Origin of the sequence: Pseudocitrobacter faecalis, assembly GCF_965231525.1 — a bacterium.
Classification (GTDB): domain Bacteria; phylum Pseudomonadota; class Gammaproteobacteria; order Enterobacterales; family Enterobacteriaceae; genus Pseudocitrobacter; species Pseudocitrobacter faecalis.
Genome location: NZ_CBDDNJ010000002.1, coordinates 3,779,643 through 3,801,407, shown reverse-complemented (window position 1 = coordinate 3,801,407; position 21,765 = coordinate 3,779,643). Strand labels below are relative to the sequence as shown.

At 55.7% G+C, this 21,765-nt stretch carries 18 protein-coding genes; 3 read left to right on the top strand and 15 right to left on the bottom strand.

The features are described 5' to 3' along the window. Positions 1 to 189: 189 nt before the first annotated feature. The 11 genes from ACOXYR_RS18505 to hpaG form a co-directional block, all read right to left on the bottom strand. A complete protein-coding gene (locus ACOXYR_RS18505) occupies positions 190 to 2,340 on the bottom strand; it encodes a carbon starvation CstA family protein (RefSeq protein ID WP_015966065.1) in 2,151 nt (716 codons plus the stop codon). A gap of 359 nt (positions 2,341 to 2,699) precedes the next feature. Then, positions 2,700 to 3,212 carry a 4-hydroxyphenylacetate 3-monooxygenase reductase subunit gene (locus ACOXYR_RS18500; RefSeq protein ID WP_421356729.1) on the bottom strand — a complete coding sequence of 171 codons (513 nt, stop codon included), beginning with the start codon at positions 3,210 to 3,212 and terminating at the stop codon, positions 2,700 to 2,702. A 17-nt stretch (positions 3,213 to 3,229) separates the two neighbouring features. Then, positions 3,230 to 4,792: a 4-hydroxyphenylacetate 3-monooxygenase, oxygenase component gene (gene hpaB / locus ACOXYR_RS18495; RefSeq protein ID WP_108475420.1), complete on the bottom strand. Its 1,563-nt coding sequence runs from the start codon at positions 4,790 to 4,792 to the stop codon at positions 3,230 to 3,232. Between the two features lie 292 nt (positions 4,793 to 5,084). Next, the gene (hpaA, locus tag ACOXYR_RS18490; RefSeq protein ID WP_108475421.1) at positions 5,085 to 5,975 is read right to left on the bottom strand and encodes a 4-hydroxyphenylacetate catabolism regulatory protein HpaA; all 891 of its coding nucleotides are present in this window, start codon (positions 5,973 to 5,975) and stop codon (positions 5,085 to 5,087) included. Positions 5,976 to 5,984: 9 nt separating this feature from the next. After that, positions 5,985 to 7,352: a 4-hydroxyphenylacetate permease gene (gene hpaX, locus ACOXYR_RS18485; RefSeq protein WP_415727660.1), complete on the bottom strand. Its 1,368-nt coding sequence runs from the start codon at positions 7,350 to 7,352 to the stop codon at positions 5,985 to 5,987. Positions 7,353 to 7,574: 222 nt separating this feature from the next. Then, complete coding sequence (gene hpaI, locus ACOXYR_RS18480) at positions 7,575 to 8,363, bottom strand: 4-hydroxy-2-oxoheptanedioate aldolase (RefSeq protein ID WP_189623724.1); 789 nt, start codon at positions 8,361 to 8,363, stop codon at positions 7,575 to 7,577. 10 nt (positions 8,364 to 8,373) lie between these two features. Further along, complete coding sequence (gene hpaH, locus ACOXYR_RS18475) at positions 8,374 to 9,177, bottom strand: 2-oxo-hept-4-ene-1,7-dioate hydratase (RefSeq protein WP_015966059.1); 804 nt, start codon at positions 9,175 to 9,177, stop codon at positions 8,374 to 8,376. Positions 9,178 to 9,265: 88 nt separating this feature from the next. Next, positions 9,266 to 9,646, bottom strand: coding sequence for a 5-carboxymethyl-2-hydroxymuconate Delta-isomerase (locus ACOXYR_RS18470; RefSeq protein ID WP_108475425.1), 381 nt, complete (start codon positions 9,644 to 9,646; stop codon positions 9,266 to 9,268). A 9-nt stretch (positions 9,647 to 9,655) separates the two neighbouring features. Next, complete coding sequence (gene hpaD, locus ACOXYR_RS18465) at positions 9,656 to 10,507, bottom strand: 3,4-dihydroxyphenylacetate 2,3-dioxygenase (protein WP_421356711.1); 852 nt, start codon at positions 10,505 to 10,507, stop codon at positions 9,656 to 9,658. Position 10,508: 1 nt separating this feature from the next. Beyond that, the gene (hpaE, locus tag ACOXYR_RS18460) at positions 10,509 to 11,975 is read right to left on the bottom strand and encodes a 5-carboxymethyl-2-hydroxymuconate semialdehyde dehydrogenase (protein ID WP_108475427.1); all 1,467 of its coding nucleotides are present in this window, start codon (positions 11,973 to 11,975) and stop codon (positions 10,509 to 10,511) included. Continuing rightward, positions 11,972 to 13,261, bottom strand: coding sequence for a 4-hydroxyphenylacetate degradation bifunctional isomerase/decarboxylase (gene hpaG, locus ACOXYR_RS18455; protein WP_421356712.1), 1,290 nt, complete (start codon positions 13,259 to 13,261; stop codon positions 11,972 to 11,974). Before hpaG ends, hpaE begins: the two co-directional genes overlap by 4 nt. 282 nt (positions 13,262 to 13,543) lie before the next feature. Between hpaG and hpaR the strand changes: the two genes are divergently transcribed. Then, positions 13,544 to 13,990, top strand: a complete 447-nt coding sequence (hpaR, locus tag ACOXYR_RS18450; protein ID WP_108475429.1) for a homoprotocatechuate degradation operon regulator HpaR — start codon at positions 13,544 to 13,546, stop codon at positions 13,988 to 13,990. On the opposite strand, the gene ACOXYR_RS18445 is transcribed toward hpaR, so the two are convergent. From ACOXYR_RS18445 to ACOXYR_RS18435, 3 genes are all read right to left on the bottom strand, one after another. Beyond that, positions 13,987 to 14,466, bottom strand: coding sequence for a FidL-like protein (locus tag ACOXYR_RS18445; protein WP_113858186.1), 480 nt, complete (start codon positions 14,464 to 14,466; stop codon positions 13,987 to 13,989). The two genes, hpaR and ACOXYR_RS18445, sit on opposite strands and share 4 nt — an antisense overlap. A gap of 3 nt (positions 14,467 to 14,469) precedes the next feature. Next, on the bottom strand, positions 14,470 to 15,216 hold the full coding sequence (locus ACOXYR_RS18440) for a winged helix-turn-helix domain-containing protein (protein ID WP_108475580.1): 747 nt from the start codon (positions 15,214 to 15,216) through the stop codon (positions 14,470 to 14,472). Between the two features lie 119 nt (positions 15,217 to 15,335). After that, on the bottom strand, positions 15,336 to 15,884 hold the full coding sequence (locus tag ACOXYR_RS18435) for a helix-turn-helix transcriptional regulator (protein WP_113858187.1): 549 nt from the start codon (positions 15,882 to 15,884) through the stop codon (positions 15,336 to 15,338). Between the two features lie 277 nt (positions 15,885 to 16,161). Here ACOXYR_RS18435 and ACOXYR_RS18430 point away from each other — a divergent pair, with 277 nt between their 5' ends. Continuing rightward, positions 16,162 to 17,172, top strand: coding sequence for an Ldh family oxidoreductase (locus ACOXYR_RS18430; protein WP_350436454.1), 1,011 nt, complete (start codon positions 16,162 to 16,164; stop codon positions 17,170 to 17,172). A 157-nt stretch (positions 17,173 to 17,329) separates the two neighbouring features. Then, positions 17,330 to 18,991, top strand: coding sequence for a methyl-accepting chemotaxis protein (gene tsr, locus ACOXYR_RS18425; protein WP_421356713.1), 1,662 nt, complete (start codon positions 17,330 to 17,332; stop codon positions 18,989 to 18,991). A gap of 320 nt (positions 18,992 to 19,311) precedes the next feature. Here tsr and opgB read toward each other — a convergent pair whose 3' ends face one another. Further along, a complete protein-coding gene (gene opgB, locus ACOXYR_RS18420) occupies positions 19,312 to 21,603 on the bottom strand; it encodes a phosphatidylglycerol--membrane-oligosaccharide glycerophosphotransferase (protein WP_421356343.1) in 2,292 nt (763 codons plus the stop codon). Between the last annotated feature and the right edge of the window lie 162 nt (positions 21,604 to 21,765).

Sequence of the window (21,765 nt, the reverse complement as noted above, 5' to 3'; positions counted from 1 at the left end):
GACTCGGCTTACAGCCTCGCCCCTTCGGGGCCAGCGCAAGCGCTGTTCAAAACGCTAACCGCGTTTTGTGATGCAACTTGAATGATTTGTGTGTATGAATAAAGCCCGGCGAGTCATCTCTGACGGGCCGGGGAGTGCGTTTTCCCTCACCCCGGCCCTCTCCCAAAGGGAGAGGGAGGGTTTGGCAAATTAATGGTGTGAAGAAGTCTTCACGCCGCCTTCCGGCACAGGAACATAAGGTGTTTCTTTGTCGGAGCGTTCTTCGTTATTACGCACCTGCATCCAGGTTTTGAAACCGTAGAAGATGATGCTGTACACCACCACCAGGAACAGAATACTCAGGCCTGCGTTGGTGTAGTTGTTGATAACGATGTGGTTCATGTTGGCGATTTGCTGCGCCGTTAGTTCACCACCTGCTGCAATTTTCGCTTTGTACTGGCTCGCCATGTAGAAGAAGCCTTCCATCTGCGGGTTGGTGCTGAACAGTTTCAGACCCAGCGCCCAGGTGGTGCAGACCAGCAGCCAGAATGCCGGGATGATGGTGACCCAGACATATTTGCTGCGTTTCATCTTCACGAGGATAACGGTGCCGAGAACCAGCGCCACAGCGGCCAGCATCTGGTTAGAGATACCAAACAGCGGCCACAGGCTCTTCACGCCGCCCAGCGGGTCGACAACGCCCTGATACAGCAGGTAGCCCCACAGGCCTACGCAACCTGCGGTCGCCACAACACCTGCTACCAGAGAATCGGTTTTCTTCAGGAACGGAATGAAGTTGCCCAGCAAGTCCTGCAGCATGAAGCGGCCCGCACGGGTACCGGCGTCCAGCGCGGTGAGGATGAACAGCGCTTCAAACAGAATACCGAAGTGGTACCAGAAGCCCATGTCCGCCCACGGCAGCACTTTGTGGAACACGTGTGCGATACCGACTGCCAGAGTTGGCGCGCCACCGGCACGGTTCAGAACAGACGGTTCACCGATGTCTTTCGCGGTTTGCAGGATCTCTTCCGGCGAAATCACGAAGCCCCAGGAACTGACCGTTGCCGCTGCGTGAATGGTCACTTCTTTCAGCTGCGCCGCAATCATGGCCGCGTTTTCACCGCCCATTTCGTGCAGGTTCGGCATGGTGATGCCAAGGCCCGCAGGCGGGGTGTTCATTGCAAAGTAGAGACCCGGTTCGATGATGGATGCTGCAACCAGCGCCATAATCGCCACGAAGGACTCCATCAGCATTGCGCCATAACCGATGAAACGCGCGTCGGTTTCACAGGCCAGCAGCTTCGGCGTGGTGCCGGAGGAGATCAGCGCATGGAAGCCAGACACCGCACCACAAGCGATGGTGATAAACAGGAACGGGAACAGCGCACCTTTCCACAGCGGGCCGGTACCGTCGATATACTGGGTCACGGCTGGCATTTTCAGATCCGGGTTGAGGATCACGATGCCGATTGCCAGGCCAACGATAACGCCGATTTTCAGGAAGGTGGCGAGGTAGTCGCGCGGTGCCAGAATCAACCAAACCGGCAGCAGAGCGGAGATAAAGGCATAACCGATCAGCGTGAAGGTGATGGTGGTGTCTTTAAAGGTCAGCGCCGGGCCCCAGTACGGGTCGTGGGCGATGACGCCACCGAACCAGATAGAGGCAACCAGTAACACAATACCGATAACGGAGACTTCTCCCACGCGGCCCGGGCGAATAAAGCGCATGTAGATACCCATAAACAGCGCAATCGGTACGGTCGAGCAAACGGTGAACACACCCCACGGGCTTTCGGCCAGGGCTTTCACCACGATCAGCGCCAGCACCGCCAGGATGATAATCATAATCAGGAAGCAGCCGAACAGGGCGATAGAGCCCGGCACGCGGCCCATCTCTTCTTTGACCATCTCACCCAGCGAAGAACCGTTACGGCGCGTGGAGATAAACAGCACCATAAAGTCCTGCACCGCACCGGCAAGCACCACGCCCGCCAGCAGCCACAGGGTACCTGGCAGGTAACCCATCTGGGCGGCCAGCACCGGCCCAACCAGCGGGCCCGCACCGGCGATCGCGGCGAAGTGGTGGCCGAACAGTACGTAGCGGTTGGTCGGCACGTAGTTCAGGCCATCGTTGTTAATGACCGCCGGCGTTGCACGCGTAGGGTCGAGTTTCATCACCTTCTGGGCGATGTAGAGGCTGTAGTAGCGATAGGCCACCAGATAAACAGAAACCGCCGCGACCACGATCCACAGGGCGCTAACGTGTTCCCCCCGACGTAATGCCACAACGGACAGGCAAAACGCGCCGATGATTCCAAGAATCACCCAGGGTATGTGCTTGAATAACTTTTTGGTATCCATAGTAAAACCTGGTTTTTTAAGATTAATAATGAGCCGAAGCTGTATGGGTTTTGTGTTTAATGAGTGAGGAGGTATGACTGCTATGCTGATGAGCATCTTGCCAGAGATTCACGCGCGTAAAGTTGGGTAAAGTCGTGAGTGGTTGTATGGGGCGTTAAGCGGTTGTGTGTGGAGGTGAGCGGTTGGGTAAGAAGTGAGCGGGTGGGGAATATGTGATTGAGATCACAGTGTAAATTTTACACCACCACCCTCACCCCGCCCTCTCCCTGAGGGAGAGGGAGAAAACAGCGCAGGACTCAAACCAGGGTGCGGTCGGTTCCCTCTCCCTCAGGGAGAGGGTTAGGGTGAGGGTGGTGGTTTTACACTGCCGCCTCTATCTCCATCATCACCGGATGAAAACGGCGCTTAAAGTAAATCAGCCCGTGTCCTTCCTCGCTGAGAATGATGTTCTTAATCTCGACCAGATACACCAGATGCGTACCGATGGTCTGCACCTGGCTTATCTCGCCCTCCAGGCTTGCCAGCGCACCTTTGAGCACCGGTTGCGCCAGCGGCCCTTTTTGCCAGCAGGAGAGGGTAAAGCGCTCTTCCATCGCCATCCCTGTCATCCCGGCGAAGTGGCGCGCCATCAGCTCCTGCTCGTGGTTAAGCACGTTAATACACAACTTACCATTGCTCTGAAATACCGGGTTCATGGCGCTGTTGGCGTTGATACACACCATCACCGATGGCGGCGTATCGGTTACCGAGCACACCGCGGTGGCGGTGATCCCGCAGCGGCCCGCCTCGCCTTCGGTGGTGACAATATTCACCGCCGCCGACAGGCTGGACATAGCATCGCGAAAGCGTAAACGTTGTTCATCTACTTGCATGGTGGTCTCCCGCTGCGTTACTTCAGCAGCTTGTCTAACATGTTGATATCAGCGTTGTTGTGCAGGTGCGGCACGGTCCAGCCGTGTTGGTCGTACTCGGAAAGGCAGCGATCAACCATCGCCATCATTTTGTCCATGTTGCCGGAGGTCTGCGCCTGACGCAGACATTGCAGGCGGATCTCATCCTGGCTGCCGGAATAGTTGATCTCATACAGCTCATGACGCCCGCCGAACTCGCTGCCGATCGCATCCCACATCAGTTTGAGGATCTTGATGCGCTGGACGTGATCCATACCATTTGAGCCGCGTACGTATTTCGCCAGATACTGGTCGATCTGCGGATTATTCAGATCGCGCGCGCTCGATGGCAGGTAGATCAGCCCGCTGGTGACGTTACGCTCGATGATGTTTTTGATCTTCGCGTAGGCCATCGGCGCCATAACGCGGTAGGTTTGCAGGGCCGCGTGATCCGGCAGATACGCGCCGTTGACCCACGGTGTTGCTTCCGAACACATCGAATCACTCAGCGCCCAGAAGGTGTTGCGCCAGGCCACCACTTCACCGAGATCCGCCTGCACGCCACGGAACTCCAGCGTGCCGGTACATTCGAGTGATTTTTTCAGCAGCGCGGTAATAAAGTCGAGCTTCACCGCCAGGCGCACACAGGCCTGCAACGGATACATACGGGCGAAGCCGCCTTCCATTGTCCAGCGACGGCAGCGATCGAAATCACGGTAGATCAGCACGTTCTCCCACGGGATCAGCACGTTATCCATCACCAGGATCGCATCGTTCTCATCGAAGCGGCTGGAGAGCGGGTAGTCGTACGGGGAGCCGGTTGCACCTGCGACCATTTCATAGGACGCGCGGGAGATAAGCTTCACACCATCGGCATCCATCGGCGCGACGAACATCAGCGCGAAGTCCGGGTTTTCGCCCATCACCTGTGCCGATCCGAAGCCGATCATGTTGTAGTGGGTCAGCGCGGAGTTGGTGGCAACCACTTTTGCGCCGCTGACCACGATCCCAGCATCGGTCTCTTTTTCCAGCTTGATGTAAACGTCTTTCACTTGATCGGTCGGTAAATGGCGATCGATCGGCGGGTTAACGATAGCGTGGTTGAAGTACAGGCCGGTTTCCTGAATGCGGGTGTACCAGTTGCGGGCGTTCTGCTCGAACTGGCCGTAGAAGCCCGGGTTGGCGCCCAGCGCGCAGCCGAAAGCGGCTTTGTAATCCGGCGTGCGGCCCATCCAACCGTAGCTCAGGCGTGACCACTCGGCGATGGCGTCGCGCTGCTGGCGCAGATCGTCCGGGCTTTTCGCCACGCGGAAGAATTTGTGGGTGTAGCCACCGCTGCCGGTGTCGGTGTTCCAGCACAGGGAATCCTGCATTTCCGGTTTGTGCAGCGCATCGTAGAGTTGCGCGACGGATGCCGCCGCGTTACGGAACGCAGGATGAGTGGTGACATCTTTCACACGCTCGCCGTAGATGTATATTTCACGGCCATCCTGCAAACTCTTCAGGTACTCTTCACCGGTAAACGGACGCTGGGTACTGGCGCGGAAATCTTCAGGTTTCATAGTCAGACTCTCTTTTTGTAATCGGATGGAAAGCCAACGCCAATGGGCGTAACTGGTCTTAATGTTAAATTTGTGTTTTGTTTTTGTTGTTTAATTGAAGCGGTTAGACCGGTATTCGTGAAGAGACTTTTGGGTCAATGACGGGTACTTTTCGGGGAGGTGAGGGTTTTGTGATCGGGCCCTCACCCTGGCCCTCTCCCGCAGGGAGAGGGGAGCGATTGTGCCCAATGTGAATGTGAGTGCGCTTTTCACCCTCTCCCTGCGGGAGAGGGTCGGGGTGAGGGGAAAACCCTTACGATACCGGCACTTTCCTTGCCCGGTAAACGCTTGGCGAGCACCCAACTAATCTGTTGAAAAACCGGGCAAAGTACGCCGGATCTTTAAACCCCAGTTGCCAGGCGATGTTATTCACTGCGCTGTCAGAGAACAGCAGTAATCGCTTCGCCTCACGCAGCTGCCTGTCGAAAATCAGCCGTTTCGGCGGGCGGTTGGCGAAACGGCGGCAGATATCGGTGAGCCGGGATTCGGTGATGTGCAGCTCGCTGGCGTAATCCGGCACCGTCCAGTGCTGGTGGAAGTGGCTGTCTATCATCAGGTTAAAGCGCTGGAACAGTTTTAGCTCGCCGCGCATACCGCTGGCGGCGTGGTCATCGAGCCTTGCGTTACGCAGCAGCAGGGTAAACACCGCCTGGGCAAGCAGCGTCAGCGTATGTTCCCGTCCCGGCAGTTGCTCAACTGACTCTCGCTCAATGAGCCGCCAGTAATGTTCCAGCGCCGCCAGTTCATCCGGTTTATCCGCCAGTGATAAGCAGATCCCCGGCAGACCGAAGGTTTCCCGCGTGCCGGGATAAAGCACCTCCAGCAGCGGCCAGATTAAATCCTCATGCACTGTTAACACATGCCCGTCAGCGTCCGATTCGGTGATAAACGCGTGCGGCACCGACGGTGGCGTCAGCACAAACAGCGGCGCTTCTACTGAGTAGCGATGATCGTCAAGCTGAAGTTCGATCTGCCCGGTCAGCAGGAAATGCATCTGGAAATAGTGTTCGTGGCGATGGGCCTGCATATCGCGGCCAAAAAAGGCCGCCATCCGTGCAAAGGACTGATAATGCACATCATCCGTACCCAGACTTTCATCGTATTCGGTGCTGATGTCGATGTTGTAAATCGGGTTCTCACACATGCCTGCTCCTTACGGCGTGGCGCGCGGGCGAGAGGATTTCATCGGAATCGCCCAGATGATGGCTGCCCCGATAACCAGCAACGTTGCCACAAACCACAGGCCGCTGTTAAAGCTGCCGGTCACATCTTTCAGCCAGCCGATCATAAACGGACTGAGCGCCGATCCAATATTGCCGGTGGCGTTGATCACCGCGATACCGACCGCTCTGGCACGAAGGCTGATTGATTGATCCGGGGTAGTCCAGAAAATGGCCATGGCGCTGAACGATCCGGTTGAGGCCATCACGATCCCCAAAAGTTGGATCAGACTGTGATCGGTAGCGGACGCCAGCAGCCAGCCCACGGCGGCGAACAGATACGGCAGGGCGGTATGATGTTTACGTTCCTGGTGTTTGTCAGAATGCCGGCTCCAGTAGATCATCCCAAGAATGGTACAAATCTGCGGTACGGCGGCGAGCAGGCCGATAGTGATGTTGCTACTGGCCTGGTTAAAGCTTTGCAGGATCTGCGGCGTCCAGATGCTGATGGCGCTTAAGGTGTTGGTCAGGCAGAAGTAGGCGAGGGTATACATCAACACAATCGGCGTGAAAATCTCGCGCCACAGGCTGCGCTGCTGTGCGGCGTGGTGGCTGATTGCGCCTTCCGGCTGAACCAGGGTCAGGCGATCGTTATCCATCATCTGCTGAAGGTTTTTCTTATCATCAGCGGTCAGCCATTTGGCTTTGTCCGGGGAATCATCAAGATAGAACCACACCATGATACCCAACAGCAGTGAGGGGAAGCCTTCCAGCAGGAACAGCCACTGCCAGCCTTTCAGCGCCATCACACCGTCCAGGGCCAGAATATAACCGGAGACGATGGAACCGAGCGCGGTTGTTACCGGCATTGCCACCATAAACAACGCGTTCGCGCGGGCGCGGAAATAGGCCGGGAACCAGTAAGTGAGATAAAGCAGAATGCCCGGCAGAAAGCCGGCTTCGGTAATGCCGACCAGAATACGCAGCACATAAAGGCTGGTGGGGCCGGTGGCGAACATCGTCGCAGTGGAGGCGATGCCCCACAGCACCATAATGGTGGCGATCCAACGGCGCGCACCGACAATCCCCAGCATGATGTTGCTCGGAATGCCGAAAATTACGTAGGCGGCGTAAAACAGCGTCGTGGCGAGGCCGAACATGGTGGCGCTCAGGCCGAGATCGCGCCCCATCGTTAGCCCGGCAAAACCGATGTTGATGCGGTCAAGAAACGAAAAGATAAACAGCACAAACAGAAAGACGATCAGGCGGCGAAAGAGTTTGTTGATGACCGCCTGCTGGCCTGCCGTCAGCGATTTATGCGCGTCCGCGGGGTTTGGCAGTGCAGATGATGTGTCGCTCATGGCTATTCCTCTAAGGGGATTTTTGTAGGGTACGACAACGGTTCTTGCCGGATGCGGCGTTGCCTTATCCGGCCTACGGTTTGGTGTTGCTGTTTGCCGGATGCGGCGTTGCCTTATCCGGCCTACGGTTTGGTGTTGCTGTTTGTCGGATGCGGCGTAAACGCCTTATCCGGCCTACGATTTGGTGCGGTTGTAGGCCGGATAAGCGCAGCGCATCCGGCGTCAATACACGCCGGGCTTAATGGCTGTGGCCTGCGCGCCAAACCGGGCGGCGAGCGCTTCGGCGGCGCGGGCGAGCAGGGTGGTGTCGACGCCGACGGCGACAAACAGCGCGCCTAATTCCAGATAGCGTTTCGCCAGTGGCTCATTGGCGATTAAGATCCCCGGCGCTTTGCCCGCTTCGCGGATCTGTACGATCGCCTGCTCAATCGCGGCTTGCACTTCCGGATGCTGAGGATTACCGGCATAACCCATATCGGCGCTCAGATCCGCCGGGCCGATGAATACGCCATCCACCCCTTCCACATCCAGGATCTGTGGCAGGTTTTTCATTGCTTCACGGGTTTCGATCTGCACCAGCACGCACATCTCATCGTTGGCTTTTTGCAGATAATCCGGAATACGGTTCCAGCGCGAGGCGCGTGCCAGTGCGCTTCCTACGCCGCGAATACCGGCTGGCGGGTAACGCGTGGCACGAACCGCTTCACGGGCTTCATCAGCGTTTTGCACCATCGGCACCAGCAACGTTTGCGTGCCAACATCCAGCAGTTGCTTAATCTGCACCGGATCATTCCATGACGGACGCACCACCGGCTGGCTGGGGTAGGGCGCAATCGCCTGAAGCTGAGTGAGCACGGTTTGCACAGTGTTTGGCGCATGCTCACCGTCAATCAACAACCAGTCGAATCCCGCCCCTGCCAGCAGTTCGGCGCTGTAGCTGCTGCTCAACCCCAGCCATAAACCGATTTGTGGACGACCCGCTTTCAGCGCCGCTTTAAAGGTGTTTTCCATGATTCTCTCCTTAAACAAAACGGCAGCTAATGGAACCCATGTTGCCGTAGTCAACGTGGAAGGTGTCGCCCTTGCGCGCCGGAACCGGGCGGGTGAACGATCCGCCGAGAATGATTTGCCCGGCTTCCAGTTGCACGTCATACGGTGCGAGTTTGTTCGCCAGCCAGGCCACGCCGTTTGCCGGATGATTCAGCACGCCAGCGGCGACGCCGGTTTCTTCAATCACGCCATTGCGGTAAAGCAGAGCGGAGATCCAACGCAAATCCAACTCATCGGGCTTAATGGGACGACCGCCGAGGATCACCCCGGCATTGGCGGCGTTATCGGAAATGGTGTCGAACACTTTGCGCGGGCGCTGAGTTTCCGGATCGATGTTGTGACAGCGGGCGTCGATCAGCTCCAGCGCCGGGATCACATAGTCCGTCGCGTTGTAGACGTCGAACAGAGTACAGTTCGGCCCGCGCAATGGTTTTGCCAGCACAAAAGCCAGCTCCACTTCGATGCGCGGCACGATAAAGCGATCGGTCGGGATATCGCTGCCATCGTGGAAGAACATGTCATCCAGCAACGCGCCGTAGTCTGGCTCGCTTATCTGCGAGCTGGCCTGCATCGCTTTCGAGGTCAGGCCAATTTTGTGACCTTTGAGCGTGCGACCTTCGGCGATCTTCAGGCGAACCCATTCGCGCTGTACGGCGTAGGCATCTTCGATGGTGATCTCCGGGTAGTCGAGGGAGATCGCGCGGATCTGTTCACGCTGTTTTTCTGCCTGATCCAGACGCTGGGCGATCAGGGTGTGAGTTTGTTTGTCGAACATGGCGATATCCTGTGGCATTGCCGGATGCGGCTGTGCCTTATCCGGCCTACGGTTCGGTGCTGTCTTTTGCCGGAGGGCAACCTGCACCTTACTTAAACAACGCGTGCACGTTGTTTTGTTTAAAATTCAGTACCGGATGAAGCTCTTCAATCTCAAACGACAGTGCCAGCAGGCGGCTCTCCATCAGGGCGGCAAAGTGCGTTTTAATCAGTTCAAACAGCATTTCGCCGACTTCCTGACGGCTTTCCAGGCTGCGCCCCGCACCGATTTTCAACGTCATATGTACGAAGGCGTAATCGCGCTGCCCGTCGGCCATCTGCCAGGTATCGACCCAGTGCACGCGGCTGCGAATGCCTGCCAGCGGGAAGATGCCCGTGGCGGCCAGCGCCGGATTCACTTTGGCAAACAGCCCCGGCAGGTCAGCTTCTTCGCGGATGTTGTCACTGCATTCAACGATAAAGTGCGGCATAAAACGTCCTTACGCGGGAAGCGGGAAAACAGCATTAACCTGGCCGGTGCCGGAGCTTGGGAACAGTTCGGTGATAAATTCGACTTTGCCGTCGTATTTATCCCAGCCGAGCATCCCCAGCAGCATCACCGTGTCGTGCATGTTGCCTTCGCCGTAGCAGTAGTTGGCGTACTCCGGCAGCATGCTGCAAAACTCTTTGAACTGTCCTTCGCGCCACAGCTTTACTACGCGCTCGTCCATCTGGCGGTCGAACTCGCGGGTGTAGCTGTTCATGCCTTCCTCGGCGCGCTGGTCGTCAATAAAGCGGTGCGACAACGAACCGCTGGCAAGTACCGCTACGGTGCCGTCGTACTGTTCGATTGCTTTCAGAATCGCTTCGCCCAGCTTGCGGCTGTCGGCAAAGTCATGAACCGTGCAGAAAGCGGAAATGGAAACCACTTTGAAGTGCTTGTCTTCATTCATGTAGCGCATGGGCACCAGCGTGCCGTACTCCAGTTTCAGGCTGGGGATGTTGTGCGCTTTCGCCCGCACGCCGAGTTTCAGTGCTTCATCGGCGATAAGTTGCCCCAGTGCCGGGTTGCCTTCGTAGTTGTAGGTCATGTCGCGGATAAAGTGCGGCAGTTCGTTACTGGTATAGACGCCTTCGAAATGATCCGCACAGTTGATGTGATAAGCGCTGTTCACCAGCCAGTGGGTATCGAAAACGATAATGGTATCGACGCCCATTTCCCGGCAGCGCTTGCTGATCTCTTTATGACCGTCGATCGCTCCCTGGCGGCAGCCGTGGTTTTTCCCTGACAGTTCAGAGAGATACATCGACGGTACGTGCGTGATTTTTGCTGCTAATGCGAGCTTGCCCATATCAGACTCCCCATTTCGGAATTGGATGGTCGCCCATGGAAATGCAGACGTTCTTCATTTCCGCGAACACCTCAAAGCTGTACTCACCGCCTTCGCGCCCGGTTCCGGAGGCTTTCACACCGCCAAACGGCTGGCGCAGGTCGCGGACGTTCTGGGTGTTGACGAATACCATGCCCGCTTCGATACCGCGTGCCAGGCGCAGCACTTTGCTGACATCCTGCGTCCAGATGTACGATGCGAGGCCATACTCCACGTCATTCGCCAGGCGTAAGCCTTCGGCTTCATCTTTAAACGGCAGCAGGCAGGCGACAGGCCCAAAAATCTCTTCCTGGGCGACGCGCATGCGGTTATCGACATCCGCCAGCACCGTTGGGCGCAGGAAGTTGCCGCCTTTCAGATGCGCAGGCAGGTCGGACGGTTTATCCGGGCCGCCCGCCAGCAGGGTGGCGCCTTCTTCAATGCCGAGGCGGATATAGCCGGAGACTTTTTCCCAGTGCTGCTGGCTGATAAGCGCCCCAACCTGGGTATTCGGATCGGTCGGATCGCCCACGCGCAGACGATTCGCGCGTTCGGCAAAACGTTTTACGAATTCCGGGTAGATGCTCTGTTGAATAAAGATGCGTGAACCGGCGGTGCAGCGTTCGCCGTTGATTGAGAAGATGGTGAACAGGGCGGCGTCCAGCGCGCGTTCAATATCGGCATCTTCAAAAATCAGCACCGGCGATTTACCGCCCAGCTCCATAGAGTATTTTTTCAGCCCGGCGTTTTTCATGATGTTGCGCCCGGTGGCGGTGCCGCCGGTGAACGACACGGCACGCACGTCATGATGACGCACCAGCGCATCGCCTGCGGTGGCGCCGTAACCCTGCACCACGTTCAGCACGCCGGCCGGAATACCGGCTTCCAGCGCCAGTTCACCCAGACGATCGGCAGTCAGCGGAGAGAGTTCAGACATCTTCAGCACCGCGGTATTGCCCAGCGCCAGACACGGTGCAACCTTCCAGGTGGCGGTCATAAACGGCACGTTCCACGGTGAAACCAGCGCACACACGCCCACCGGCTGCACCAGCGTGTAGTTGAGCATCTTGTCATCGACCGGGTAGGTCTTGCCGTTCATCTGTTGGCACACTTCGGCGAAAAATTCGAAATTGTGGGATGCGCGCGGGATCAGCACGTTTTTGGTTTGATGAATAGGCAGACCGGTGTCCGCGGTTTCCATCGCGGCGATCTCCGGCACGTTTTGGTCAATAAGATCGCCCAAACGGCGCATCAGGCGCGCGCGCTCTTTCATCGGCAGATTGGCCCATTTCGGAAACGCCTCTTTCGCCGCCGCTACCGCCTGGTTTACCTCCGCTTCACCGCCGGAGGCAACATCTGCCAGCACCTCACCGGTTGCCGGGTTGGTGGTCTGGAAGTAGTCGCTGCCAGCCACGTTTTTGCCGTTGATCCAATGGTTTATCTTTTTCATTTTGCAGTCTCCTCACTGACAATTCGGTTCACCAGACGCCCCACGCCTTCCACTTCCACCACCACTTCATCGCCGGGCACCACGTCGGACAAGCCTTTCGGTGTGCCGGTGGCGATCATGTCGCCAGGATTGAGGGTCATAAATTCGCTCAGATAAGCGATCAGGAAGGGTACGCTGAAGATCAGATCGGCAGTTGTGCCTTGCTGGCGTAACTCGCCGTTGACGTAGGTGCGCAGGGTCAGGTTATGCGGATCGGGAATGGCGTCTTTCGGTACGATGGTTGAAAGCATCGGCGTCAGTCCGTCACGGCTTTTTACCCGCAGGTTCGGGCGATAGTAGTTTTCCAGGTAGTCGCGGATGGCGTAGTCGTTACACACGGTGTAGCCCGCGACATAATCCATAGCATCGGCTTCGCTGACGTTACGCGCCTGCTTGCCGATCACCACCACCAGTTCCGCTTCGTAGTGCATGTACTCGATGTTGTTCGGGCGCACGGACGTCTGGTTGTCGCCCGTGAGAGTATTTGGCGCTTTCAGGAATACCAGTGGCTCTTCCGGTGGCTTAAATTCCAGTTCGCTGGCGTGATCGGCATAGTTCAGGCCAAGGGCAAACAGCGTGCCGTGTGGATGCGGCAGCGTTGGGAAGGTTTTGCGTGTGGTCACTTCACGTTCGTTGACTACCGGGTTTTCCAGCGCCGGGAAACCTTCCGCCAGAATGCGCACCTGGTCGCCGGGTTGAATCGCCACACGATTATGTGGCGTGCCAAGCAGGATGGCGTCGCCAGGGCTCAGCGTGGCGAATTCGCTCAGGGCGCTCAGCAACTGCGCGGCGTTGCGTTGTAAGTCGGCGGTATTCCAGTGATCCGCTTCGCGCCCGTTGATTTCGGTAATAATTGTCAGGTTATCGACATCTTTCAGCGCCACCGTTTCGCCTATCGGGCAGAAGCCATCGCGGCATTTGGCTTTGATCGCCGGGCGATAAAAGCTCTCTTCCGGCAGGCTGACGTCATTCGCCAGCGCATAGCCCGCGATGTACTCTGCGGCGTCTTCTTCGCGCACTTTTGTTGCCGTTTTACCGACAATCAGCGCCACGGTTGCGCCGCTTTGTACCGTTTCGCCTTGCGGGAATGGAATGGGTTCTCCCGCATGAATCACGGTGTTACGCGGTTTGATAAACCAGACGGCGGTTTTGGGCGGTGTCTTATAGGGGGCTTGTTGGAACGCGTTGTGCCAGGCGTCAATCTGGCTGCGGTGGTTCAGGGCGACGGCGAAGACGGTGCCTTTCATTGACCTCTCCTCAGGGCTGATTCGGTGAGCTACATTTTCATTAATATGTTAATGATCTCTTTTATTCCTGATCGTGCCGTTTGGCAAAAATAAGTGAAATATTTGTGATGCCTTTAACAAAATATTTACACTGATATTTATTTAATTCATAAGAAACAAACATTTAAAGTTATATGGTGATTTTTGGCTGGCTATAGCACAAAGAAACCGGTTGCCGAACAACGCCGCGTTTGCTAATTGTTTCGTTATTAATGATTTTTTTGAGTACCGTGGGGAAGAATGATGCACGAATCTTTGACTATCGCACTGTTGCAGGCACGCGAAGCGGCGATGAGCTACTTTCGTCCCATCGTTAAGCAGCATAATTTGACCGAGCAACAGTGGCGTATCGTGCGTATTCTGGCCGAGAATCCGTCGATGGATTTTCACGACCTGGCATTTCGCGCCTGCATTTTGCGCCCAAGCCTGACCGGTATTTTGACGCGTATGGAACGCGATGGTCTGGTGCTGCGCTTAAAGCCGGTTAACGATCAGCGCAAGTTATTCGTGTCATTGACCAAAGAGGGGCAGGCGCTTTACGCACGCGCGCAAACGCAGGTGGAAGAAGCCTATCGGCTGATTGAAAATGAGTTTACGCCAGAGAAAATGCAGCAGCTTACCGCGCTGCTGGGGGAGTTTATCGCACTGGGAAGTTTGCGCCAGAGCGAAAATAGGGACGATAAAAACTAGCTCGCGCAGAGTAAAAGCGGCGAGTAGAAATTACCGATAATGATGGCGTGTTCCGGCGTTCGCTGAATGCTGAGTAAGCGCTTCTGACCGAGAAGAATACCGGCAGTGTACGCTTCGAAAATTTTATCCGGCACGCGATCGTGGCTAAATCGTTCGATGTTCTGAATGTGAATTTCATACAGGCTATCGTGCAGATTACGCCAACTGAAATTCTCCTGTCGCGAGACGGTATGCATTTTCGCGTTCGCCATCAGGTTGCCGGTCATGATGAAATAGCCGCTGCCGTCCGGGTTGAAATGCATGACCACCTGGCCGTCGAAATTGAAGGGATTATTGTCGCGGCTTTCCTTGAAGTTGAGTTGCCCGAGGCAGTTAAAGGCCAGCGGTTTGGGCTTATTTAGCCACCATAACGTTGCGGCGACCAGCGCGATGTTAATGAGAAGAAAGGCTATTATCTGAAGGGTACGGGACTTCATCGGTCACCACTCATAAAAGTAATTGGTGCTACAGGTGCTGGTACTTTGGCTTGAGCGCGAACACTGAGAAAGCACCAGTCGGCCCTTATCCCCATAAAACAGCGTGTTCTGAATATGCACATAGAATACGGAGTTTTCCAGGCACGATAAGCCGCTGTTTTCTTTGATTTGGCGAGTGAGCGCCACGGCCTGTTTTTGAAAAACATCCGCAATGGGCGTGAAGGTATACACCGGGCAGCCGTCAATCTGGGTCAGTAAATAGCGGGCAGTCACTAGCGGTGACTGTTTTTGCGAGAGATAACTGCCGCAAATGGCCGCAACCACCATCGTCGCGATGCACAACCAAATGGCTAATTTGGGGCGGGAGCGAGGCGCACGCATCGGCACGGGAAGCGCGGGCGCGCTTTCACGGCTGAGGGGGTGCACACTTATCTCGGCATTCAGCATAAAACCTGTTTTCGGTACGGTGATGATAAACGAGGTGCCGGGCATCATACCGTCCAGCAATTTACGCAAGATGCTAATGTATTGATTTAGCGAGTTATTAGAACCCGTCAGACCCCGCTCGTCCCACACGTCTTGCAGAAATTTTTCGCGATCGACCACCATACCATGATGGGCGATTAATAAACTGAAGATATGATTCGCGGTACTGGTCAGCACCTGTCGCTCGTCGTTCTCCTCTCCCTTCAGGGAGAGCGAACCCTCTTCATTGTCATAGATGAGCGCATCAGCGAGCAGATATTTCATATGCGGTAAGAGCATCCGGAATCAAGAAAGCCAAAAGCAAAGTGCTTTTATATTAGCTGAAATTATAGGTCGTTACGTTACCTATAACATTGATCCCAGCGATGATCACCGCGTCTGCATTAGTTGTAGAGAGCCTGGCGTTCCATCAGGTTCATTTTGCGGTTGAATTCGACCAGGGTATCGCAGTGGAATTTATCCATCGCATTGCGCTTGTGGGTATAAATTGTTTTCGGCGATTTATTGAGAATTTGCGCAATGCGCACCAGCGTGAAGCCCTGGCGAATCAAGGAACAGACGCGCGCTTCAGAGCGGGTGAGCTGTTTATCGCGGCGGCGGCGGCTAAAAGTCGGGTTTTTCAACTGTTCTTTTAACTCACTCATTTCCAGTCGATCGGAAAGAATGTTCACCCTGTCATCCGGTAACATCACGCTCAGGGTGTCAATCTGCTCGCTTTCCGTAAAGACCAGCCACTTTTGGACAATTGGAGTGGCGTAGATTTCCTGGCACAGCAAACGCTGCTGGCTGTCGCTGGCCTCTTTAATCCACTTAATATCGGCGGCCGGTTTTCCCTGTTGATGCATCAGGTTTTTCACACCTACCCAGAAGAAATAATTGTTACTCAGAACCCGAACCTGATAGCGGGGTTCTGCAAGAGTTAATGCGGTCATCGTCAATTTCACACCCGTTCTGGCCGCGATGGCATTATCGCTGGCTCGGAGAAGAATGAGAAAAAGCCTACCTTGCAGGGGGCGTTTAAAGATATTTATAAATACATTTGGTGTTTATATGGTGATTTGCTCTAATTTATAAGTGTTGTATATGTTTTTCATCTGTTTGGCGTGTGTGCTTGTGCCATTGTTGTTAATTGAAAATTAAGATACGGTTAACTAACCCTGCCGTCTCTGGTCAACGTTATCGGAGATGAAAATCATAAAGGAGCGTTTCATGGAAACAGTAAACCTCTCTGTCGATGAGGCTTACGCGCTGGCGTATCACGCGCTTAGCAGTAATGGATTCAGTGAACAACATGCGGCGGTGATTGCGAAAAACGTCACTGCCGGTGAGCGTGATGGTTGTGCATCACACGGTCTGTGGCGTTTGCTCGGTATTGTCGACACGTTGCGCAAAGGAAAAGTGTCCGCCGATGCGCTGCCCACGGTGGTGTCTCAGGCCCCGGCGATTGTGAAAGCGGATGCGCATGGTGCGTATTCGCTGCTGGCATTTGAGCAAGCGCTGCCGCTGTTGATCGAGAAAACGCGGCAATGTGGCATTGCGGCGCTGGCGATCAACCGCTGCGTCCACTTCTCCGCGTTGTTTGCCGACGTAGAACCGCTGACCGACGCCGGGCTGGTGGCGCTGGCGACGACGCCGAGCCACGCCTGGGTTGCACCGGCGGGTGGCACTCAGCCACTTTTTGGTACCAACCCGATAGCCTTTGGCTGGCCGCGGGGCGATAAGCATCCGTTTATTTTTGATATGGCGACCAGCGCGGCGGCGCGTGGGGAAATTCAACTGCATCATCGTGCCGGGAAAGCGATCCCTGAAGGCTGGGGCATCGACAGCGACGGCAATGCCACTACCGACCCGCAGGCGGTGCTGGATGGGGCGATGCTCACCTTTGGCGGGCACAAAGGTTCAGCGCTGGCGGCCATGGTTGAGTTGCTCGCCGGGCCGTTGATTGGCGATATGACCAGCGCGGAGTCTCTGGCGTGGGATAACGGCGCAGGTGGTCTGCCGTACGGCGGCGAATTGATTCTGGCGCTCGACCCGACGCGCTTCCTCGGCGAGGATGCCAGTGCGCATCTGGCGCGGGCAGAAACATTATTTAGCGGCATGCAGGCGCAGGGCGCTCGGTTACCGGGCGAGCGTCGTTATCAGTCACGCCTGAAGAGTGAAAAGCAGGGCGTAGTTATCACACAGTCGCTTTACGATGATATCCGTGCGTTAAGCGCCTGATGCGCTTCGCTTATCAGGCCTACGCGCGGGTCAAACATAGCGCCAAACCGTAGGCCGGATAAGGCGTAGCCGCATCCGGCAATTCAGGGTTGCACCTTTTCTTAAAGTTTTCTCTTTCCAGGCCGAAAACCGTAATTCGCCAGGAGGAAGAGAAAGCATGTTAAAACGTATCAAGATCGTGACCAGCTTAGTGCTGGTTTTGGTGTTATTTGGACTCTTACAACTCACATCGGGCGGGCTGTTCTTCAACGCGCTCAAAAACGACAAGGAAAACTTTACCGTTCTACAAACCATTCGCCAGCAGCAGTCTGGCCTCAACGGCAGCTGGGTGGCTTTGCTGCAAACCCGTAACACCCTGAACCGCGCCGGGATCCGCTACATGATGGATCAAAACAATATCGGCAGTGGCGCTACGGTGGCGGAATTGATGCAGGTCGCGCAGAAATCGCTGAGCGATGCGGAAAAGCGTTGGGCCGAGTACGAAGCGATGCCGCGTGACCCGCGTCAGAGTGAGTCGGCAGCGCTGGAAATCAAACGCAACTATGACATCTACCACGGTGCGCTGGCGGAGCTGATTCAGCTGCTGGGCGCGGGGAAAATCAACGACTTCTTTGACCAGCCTACCCAGGGCTATCAGGATAGATTCGAGCAGGCTTATGTTGATTATCTGCAACAGAACGATCGTTTATACGATCTGGCTGTCGCCGATAACACTCGTTCATACGATCAGGCGATGTGGATCTTAGCCGGCGTCATGATTGCCGTACTGCTGGCGATCGCGATTGTCTGGTTTGGCATCCGTAAAACCCTGATCCTGCCGCTGCAAAGTCTGATTGAAAGTATTCGCCATATTGCCGGAGGCGATCTTGTTCGTCCTATTGATGTGGAAGGGCGCAACGAAATGGGGCAACTGGCCAGTACGTTGCGTCATATGCAGGGTGAACTGGTGCGTACCGTCGGTGAAGTGCGTAACGGCGCGGACGCGATTTATAGCGGCGCGAGCGAGATTGCGATGGGCAATAACGATCTCTCTTCCCGTACTGAACAGCAGGCCGCTTCGCTGGAAGAAACCGCTGCCAGCATGGAAGAGCTGACCGCAACCGTTAAGCAGAACGCCGAGAACGCACGTCAGGCGAGCAACCTCGCACTGAGCGCGTCGGAAACGGCGCAGAAGGGCGGGAAAGTGGTGGATAACGTGGTGCAAACCATGCGTGATATCACCGCCAGTTCGCAGAAGATTGCCGATATTATCAGCGTAATTGACGGCATTGCTTTCCAGACCAACATTCTTGCGCTGAACGCCGCGGTAGAAGCGGCGCGTGCAGGCGAGCAGGGACGTGGTTTTGCGGTAGTCGCGGGGGAAGTGCGTAATCTGGCCCAGCGTAGCGCGCAGGCAGCCCGCGAAATTAAGAGCCTGATTGAAGACTCGGTTAGCCGTGTTGATTTAGGTTCGACGCTGGTGGAAAGCGCCGGTGAAACCATGGGTGAGATTGTGAATGCGGTGACCCGCGTGACCGATATTATGGGCGAGATTGCGTCTGCGTCTGATGAGCAGAGCAGGGGCATCGACCAGGTCGGGCTGGCGGTGTCGGAGATGGATCGTGTCACCCAGCAGAACGCCTCGCTGGTGGAAGAATCCGCCGCTGCGGCTGCCGCGCTGGAAGAACAGGCCAGCAGACTGACTCAGGCGGTAGCCGTGTTCCATATCCAGCAGGAAAAAGCACTTCAGGAGAAACCGGAAGAGCGCGTTGTGGCAATGAAGCCAGTGCAACGTAAGGCTGCGGCGACGGATGCCGGGGAGAATTGGGAGACGTTTTAAGGCCCTCACCCTAACCCTCTCCCACAGGGAGAGGGAACCGATCGAGCACGTTGCTGAATTTCCTGCGTTTTTCACCCTCTCCCTGTGGGAGAGGGCGGGGTGAGGGAACCGATTGTACCAGTGGTCAGGTATATGCGGTTTTCACCCTCTCCCTGTGGGAGAGGGCCGGGGTGAGGGAACCGATTGTGCCAGTGGTGAGGTGCGTGCGGTTTTCTCCCTCTCCCTATGGGAGAGGGCGGGGTGGGGGAACCGATTGTGCCAGTGGTCAGGTATATGCGGTTTTCACCCTCTCCCTGTGGGAGAGGGCCGGGGTGAGGGGATTACCCCTGCGCCTCAACCACCTTAATCTCTACCATTCCAATCCCTAACTGACGTGGGGAATGGCCGAGGATATTCCCTTCGTTCGTAGACTCAGGCGCTGGTGGAACAATCACCAGCGTGCTGGCCTGCGTCGGGTTATCGAAGTGCAGCGTCGTCGTGGTCACGTCGTGTCCCAGCGTCAGCGTTTGCTCGCTATTACCGACGCGCACCGGGATTGGTTTATCGGCATTCTGCCCAAAGGCTTTTGCGGTGATCACCAGGTCAAATTTCTTCGGCAGAGGGTGCTGATACTCAATCTTCACCTGGTTGCCCAACTGGGCATTAGACCAGCGTCCCCAGCTTTCCGGACGTGAAATGCCACTAAACTGCTTCACCTCTTCCGGCGCGCCAGCGACGTTGAAAATGAAGCTGTCGGCTTTGTAGCGAATATCGTTATCCACCACTTTTAGAGTGTCGACGTTGCCGTTATAGCGCGTCATGTCGATCACGGTATCTTTGAATGCCGTTTTGCCTTTCCACTGCGCTTTATCGACATGCTGGACTTTTTGTTCGCCACCGAGCTGCCCCTGAGAGACGCACCAGTCGGTGGAGAGCGCGAATTCCGGTGCCCAAAGCTGGCCCATCTTGTAGCAGCGGTCAATCCAGACGAAGTTATCGCGCGGAGCGAAATCGGCTAACTGATAACGCAGCGGTGCGGAGTACTCGCTTTCTGGCAGCGGTTCGACGCGTTTTTCCGACACGCGCAGCAGCAGCGGCAGACGGAAATGGCTACCGGAGAACGCAATCATGTTTTTCTGCGTATCGATGGTGAACTCTTTCATCTCTTTCGGGAAATTCCACAGACGGATGATGTCGGGTTTCCACGCCAGCACTTTCTCTTTCATATTGAGGAAAATGGTCGACAGCGATTCGCCCGAGAGGCTGCTGCGCCCAAGGCCGATGAAGTTATCACCGCCCAGAATATCGAGCACCGTTGCACCGTTATCCATAGTGTTACGCTTTTGCGCCATCACTTCCTGCTGAGGCTTGTCGCCGCGCAGGATGAAGAACAGGTTATTGCGATCCTGCTTATTGAGGTAATCCCAGGCGGTGTTTTTCATCGCCAGATGATCGGAGGAGACCACGATCACCGTGTTTTTAAAGTACGGCGAGGCTTTGATTCGGTTAATAAATTCCGCAATATTCTGCTGGCTACAGGTGACGGCGCTGAAGGACTGATTCGCCTTGCCGCCAATTTCATAGCGTTTACGCGAGCAACTGCGCGAGATAAAACCATCCGGATGGTGCGTGTCGACGGTCAGAGTGAACAGAGAGAAACGCTTACCCTCTTTAGAGAGCGTTTCGAATTTTTTCCATGCTTCGTCCAGCACCGTGTCATCGTAGAAGCCCCAGTCGTTGCGGTAGTTCGGGTCGTCAACGGTGGCCTTCAGCTCTTCGGAGCCGTAGAGGTTGTCAAAGCCGTGCGACTTCAGGAAGACATCTTTCCCGGCGAAGCGCAGGTTCGCGCCCTGGACAAAATAGTTTTCATAGCCTGAGTTCTTCAGGATATCGCCGAGGCAGATATTTTGCGGGAAGAAACTGGAGAGCGACGCGGACGCGTTGCCTTCAAACGGGGCGAACAGCGGAATACCGCATTGTGACGCGACCATTCCGGCAATGGTGTAGTCGGTGCCCGGTAACTGCATGGTGTGGCTGAAATCGATGCTGTCGTCTTTCAGCGCGCCAAGCTCCGGTGCGAGATCCGGGAACGCCTGGTTATCAAAATAGGTGCGCTCAAGGCTTTCACCGTAGATGTAGACGAGGTTCAGCTTTGGCTGCGGAATACTTTTGGCGGGCTCTTTGTAGTAAATAGAGAAATCAGGATCGCCGTCGCGTGATTGAGATTTTACCAGTTCGCTAATCTGGCGAAACGCCGGGCTGGCATCAACGGAACCCACCGCCAGCACCAGCGCCAGCAGGCTGTAACCAAAATGGTGTGGGTGATGGCGGCGGCGACGCAGCAGCCAGCCGAGCGTGCCGAATATGGCCACCAGCCCTAACACCAGGCCGATGCCTGGCAGGATATATTTGCTGACGCCCGCGCCGGTCAGGCTGTTGGTGAGTGTGTAAAGTACGGCGTCGTTGATGCCGTCGCCGGTGAAATAGTCGCTGGCATAGAGCGTAATGTTGAGTACGACAAAAAATCCCAAAACAATCAGCGTAGCGGCGAACCACCACGTATTGCGGCCTGCCTTCAGGGCATAAATCGCCACGGAGGCAAGAAAAAGAGCAAGGGAGAGCAACTCTGACACTACGTATCCTCAACAGCGCCAGTTTTCTGGCCAGACATTTATTGAACAGCATAATGTAATCATGCGGTCGTATAGCTGCAATTCTAGCGTCATCAAAGTGTGCTGTTGTTCAGAATTGGTTTATAAATAGCCGACTTTATCGCCGAAGAAGGGAACTTTTAT

What these genes read in the sequence shown, in the direction of transcription:
- hpaD (WP_421356711.1), bottom strand. Translation starts at nt 10,507, where the DNA reads ATGGGCAAGCTCGCATTAGCAGCAAAAATCACGCACGTACCGTCGATG.
- tsr (WP_421356713.1), top strand. Translation starts at nt 17,330, where the DNA reads ATGTTAAAACGTATCAAGATCGTGACCAGCTTAGTGCTGGTTTTGGTG.
- ACOXYR_RS18470 (WP_108475425.1), bottom strand. Translation starts at nt 9,646, where the DNA reads ATGCCGCACTTTATCGTTGAATGCAGTGACAACATCCGCGAAGAAGCT.
- hpaG (WP_421356712.1), bottom strand. Translation starts at nt 13,261, where the DNA reads ATGAAAGGCACCGTCTTCGCCGTCGCCCTGAACCACCGCAGCCAGATT.
- ACOXYR_RS18505 (WP_015966065.1), bottom strand. Translation starts at nt 2,340, where the DNA reads ATGGATACCAAAAAGTTATTCAAGCACATACCCTGGGTGATTCTTGGA.
- hpaE (WP_108475427.1), bottom strand. Translation starts at nt 11,975, where the DNA reads ATGAAAAAGATAAACCATTGGATCAACGGCAAAAACGTGGCTGGCAGC.
- ACOXYR_RS18440 (WP_108475580.1), bottom strand. Translation starts at nt 15,216, where the DNA reads ATGAAATATCTGCTCGCTGATGCGCTCATCTATGACAATGAAGAGGGT.
- ACOXYR_RS18435 (WP_113858187.1), bottom strand. Translation starts at nt 15,884, where the DNA reads ATGACCGCATTAACTCTTGCAGAACCCCGCTATCAGGTTCGGGTTCTG.
- ACOXYR_RS18430 (WP_350436454.1), top strand. Translation starts at nt 16,162, where the DNA reads ATGGAAACAGTAAACCTCTCTGTCGATGAGGCTTACGCGCTGGCGTAT.
- hpaB (WP_108475420.1), bottom strand. Translation starts at nt 4,792, where the DNA reads ATGAAACCTGAAGATTTCCGCGCCAGTACCCAGCGTCCGTTTACCGGT.
- hpaX (WP_415727660.1), bottom strand. Translation starts at nt 7,352, where the DNA reads ATGAGCGACACATCATCTGCACTGCCAAACCCCGCGGACGCGCATAAA.
- ACOXYR_RS18445 (WP_113858186.1), bottom strand. Translation starts at nt 14,466, where the DNA reads ATGAAGTCCCGTACCCTTCAGATAATAGCCTTTCTTCTCATTAACATC.
- hpaH (WP_015966059.1), bottom strand. Translation starts at nt 9,177, where the DNA reads ATGTTCGACAAACAAACTCACACCCTGATCGCCCAGCGTCTGGATCAG.
- ACOXYR_RS18500 (WP_421356729.1), bottom strand. Translation starts at nt 3,212, where the DNA reads ATGCAAGTAGATGAACAACGTTTACGCTTTCGCGATGCTATGTCCAGC.
- hpaI (WP_189623724.1), bottom strand. Translation starts at nt 8,363, where the DNA reads ATGGAAAACACCTTTAAAGCGGCGCTGAAAGCGGGTCGTCCACAAATC.
- hpaR (WP_108475429.1), top strand. Translation starts at nt 13,544, where the DNA reads ATGCACGAATCTTTGACTATCGCACTGTTGCAGGCACGCGAAGCGGCG.
- hpaA (WP_108475421.1), bottom strand. Translation starts at nt 5,975, where the DNA reads ATGTGTGAGAACCCGATTTACAACATCGACATCAGCACCGAATACGAT.